This is a genomic window from Microbacterium sp. BF1 (assembly GCF_019279095.1).
Lineage (GTDB): Bacteria > Actinomycetota > Actinomycetes > Actinomycetales > Microbacteriaceae > Microbacterium > Microbacterium maritypicum.
Genome location: NZ_JAGYWT010000308.1, coordinates 1 through 2,972 on the forward strand (window position 1 = coordinate 1; position 2,972 = coordinate 2,972).

General features: G+C 68.7%; 4 protein-coding genes and 2 pseudogenes. 1 reads left to right on the plus strand and 5 read right to left on the minus strand.

Annotated features, from left to right (window positions below):
- Positions 1–24: 24 nt before the first annotated feature.
- Positions 25–117 (plus strand): annotated as a pseudogene (locus KZA10_RS11060) (glycosyltransferase); the annotation flags it as partial.
- Between the two features lie 61 nt (positions 118–178).
- On the opposite strand, the gene KZA10_RS11065 reads toward KZA10_RS11060, so the two are convergent.
- The 5 genes and pseudogenes from KZA10_RS11065 to KZA10_RS11085 form a co-directional block, all read right to left on the minus strand.
- A complete protein-coding gene (locus KZA10_RS11065) occupies positions 179–1,144 on the minus strand; it encodes an alpha-ketoacid dehydrogenase subunit beta (RefSeq protein WP_218682908.1) in 966 nt (321 codons plus the stop codon).
- A gap of 11 nt (positions 1,145–1,155) precedes the next feature.
- Complete coding sequence (locus KZA10_RS11070; protein ID WP_308289650.1) at positions 1,156–2,283, minus strand: thiamine pyrophosphate-dependent dehydrogenase E1 component subunit alpha; 1,128 nt, start codon at positions 2,281–2,283, stop codon at positions 1,156–1,158.
- 116 nt (positions 2,284–2,399) lie between these two features.
- A complete protein-coding gene (locus KZA10_RS11075; protein ID WP_374196579.1) occupies positions 2,400–2,525 on the minus strand; it encodes a hypothetical protein in 126 nt (41 codons plus the stop codon).
- Positions 2,526–2,530: 5 nt separating this feature from the next.
- Positions 2,531–2,788: pseudogene (locus tag KZA10_RS11080) on the minus strand (aspartate-semialdehyde dehydrogenase); the annotation flags it as partial.
- Positions 2,785–2,972, minus strand: a 188-nt coding sequence (locus tag KZA10_RS11085; protein WP_256934737.1) for a M3 family metallopeptidase, incomplete at its 5' end; no start/stop codon positions are given. The gene KZA10_RS11085 and the pseudogene KZA10_RS11080, both read right to left, overlap by 4 nt.

The window sequence follows — 2,972 nt, forward strand, 5'->3', positions numbered from 1 at the left end:
CGCGACGACGCCCGCCTGCTTGAGGTGTGTCTGAGCGCCCTCGCCCGGCAGACCCGGAAGGCCGACGAGATCGTGATCGTCGACAACGGCAGTAGCGATGACACGGCCGCCGTCGCCGAGCGGTTCGAGGGTGAAGTTCTGCGTGCTCATGACGAGTCCTTTCGGCCGAGCGGGGATGTCAGTATGCCAGGGAGCGATCGACGGCCTCGAGGATGCGGTCGGCATCAGGGAGGTATGCGCCTTCGAGCTTCGCCGGCGGGAACGGGGTGTCGTAGCCCGAGACGCGCAGCACCGGCGCCTCGAGCGCATAGAACGCGCGCTCCATCACGGTCGCCGCGATCTCGCCACCGATGCTGCCGAAGCCCTGGGCCTCCTGCGCGTAGACCATGCGTCCGGTCTTGCGCACCGAATCGAGGATGGGCTCGTAGTCGACCGGCGACAGCGAGCGCACGTCGACGACCTCGCAGCTCGTGCCCTCGGCCTCGGCGAGCGCCGCGGCCTGCAGGAGCGTGGTGACCATCGCACCGTGCCCGACGAGCGTCACGTCGCTGCCCGTGCGGACGACCCGCGAGGAGTGCAGCGGCACGGCGGAGGCATCGAGCTCGACCTCGCCCTTCTGCCAGTAGCGGCTCTTCGGCTCCATGAAGATCACCGGGTCGTTCGAGGCGATCGCCTCCTGGATCATCCAGTACGCGTCGTTGGGCGTCGACGGCGAGACCACACGCAGGCCGGGGGTGTGCGCGAAGTACGCCTCCGGGCTCTCCTGGTGGTGCTCGACCGCGCCGATGTGCCCGCCGTAGGGGATGCGGACCACGATGGGCATGCTGATCGCGCCCTCGTGCCGGTTGGTGAGCTTCGCGAGCTGCGTGGTGATCTGGTCGAACGCGGGGAACACGAAACCGTCGAACTGGATCTCGATGACGGGACGGTACCCGACCATCGCCATGCCGATCGCGGTGCCGACGATCCCCGACTCGGCCAGAGGGGTGTCGAGCACCCGACGGTCTCCGAAGTCGCGCTGCAGATGCTCCGTCACGCGGAAGACGCCGCCGAGCTTGCCGATGTCCTCGCCCATGAGCAGAACCTTCGGGTCGTTCTCCATGGCCTTGCGCATACCCGCGTTCAGCGCCTTGCTGAGCGGCATCGTCTCCAGAGTCACTGGGCTCCTCCTTCGAACGACGCTTCGTACTGCGCGCGCCAGGCCTTCTGCTGGTCGATCAGCGGATGCGGCTCGCTGTACACATGGTCGAAGATCTTGTCGGCGCTGGGCGGCCCGAGCTCCACGGTGCGGGCGCGCAGATCCTCCGCGGCATCCGCCGCCTCCTCCTCCACGTCGGCGAACAGCTGCGCCGACGCTCCCCGCCCTTCGAGGAACGCGCGCATCCGCACGATCGGATCGCGACCGGCCCAGTACTGCTCCTCGTCGCTGCCCCGGTACTTCGTCGGGTCGTCGCTCGTGGTGTGGGCGCCGAGTCGATAGGTGACGGCCTCGATCGCCTGCGGGCCCTTGCCGGCGCGGGCCTCGTCGAGCGCGGCACGGGAGACGGCGTAGCTGGCGAGCACGTCGTTGCCGTCGACACGGACGCTCGGGATGCCGTAGCCGGCGCTGCGCTGCACGAGCGGCACGCGCGACTGGGTGGACACGGGCACGGAGATCGCCCAGTGGTTGTTCTGGAGGAAGAAGACGGTGGGCGCCTGGTAGCTCGCGGCGAAGACCATCGCCTCGTGCACGTCGCCCTGACTGGATGCACCGTCGCCGTAGTAGACGATGACCGCTTCATCGCGGTCGGCATCGCCGGTTCCGGTGCGGCCGTCGAAGACGAGGCCCATCCCGTAGCCGGCGGCGTGCAGCACCTGCGATCCGAGCACGAGCGTGTACAACCGGGTGTTGCCGTTCTTGGGGTCGGTCGGGTCCCACCCGCCGTGCGAGACGCCGCGCATCAGCTTGATGATGTCGACGGGATCGACGCCGCGGATGCGGGTCACGGCGTGCTCGCGGTACGAGGGGAAGATCGTGTCCTGCGCGCGGGCGGCGCGACCGGAGCCGACCTGTGCCGCCTCCTGCCCCCGGCTCGGCGGCCACAGCGCGAGCTGCCCCTGCCGCTGCAGGTTCGTCGCCTGGGTGTCGATCGCACGGATGACGACCATGTCCCGGTAGAACTGCTCGAGTTCCACGTCGCCGATCGCTTCGATCAGGGGAAGGTATCGCTCAGCGGCGGCGGACGGCGCGTAGCGTCCGGTCTCGTCCAGAACGCTCACAAGGGGTGTCTCGGAGGTGGTCACGCTCTCACGCTACCCGCGCCCGCATGCCAGGTCACGCATACCTAGGACGCCCTTGTAACTGGCGGGAACCCGGAGAAAACCGCGGAAAACCGCCCGAACCAGGAGGAGGGACCGCCTCAGCGGACGGAGGCTGCCACCTCGAGCACGCGGGCGATGGAGTCTTCCTCGCCCACCGAGATGCGGATGCCGTCTCCCGAGAACGGACGGACGATGAGGTCGTTCTCCACGAAGGCCGCAGCCACCTCGTCGGTGCGCTCGCCCGCGGGCAGCCAGACGAAGTTGGACTGATGTCGATGCCCGTGGCATCCGCCGTCTCGACGTCTTCGACGATCACGGTCGCACCGCCGAACTCGATGGCCGTGCCGGCGGAACGCGCGGAGGAGAACAGCCGCAGGTCGCGGATCGGGAACGACCGCTCGGCGAGAATCTCGCGCATGACGGTGCCCACCTGGCCGGTGGCGCCGACGATGGCGACGGAGAGTCCTGATTCGGAGATGCGGGTCATGATGTTCCTTGGCGTCGTGCGGTACTGCGTACGAGGCTTCGGGCGCGGCGTCGGGGTATGGCGTTCATCCAGGCGCCGCCGCGCTTCGAGTCGCGGGTGTACAGATCGAGCACGTAGAGACCGACTGCGGTTCCGTCGGCGTCGCGCACCTCGAAGACTCGTGCGCCGGGGTGGTACGCGGCGA

Excerpts from the sequence above, each read along its gene's own strand:
- KZA10_RS11065 (WP_218682908.1), bottom strand. The coding sequence starts at position 1,144 with ATGCCGCTCAGCAAGGCGCTGAACGCGGGTATGCGCAAGGCCATGGAG.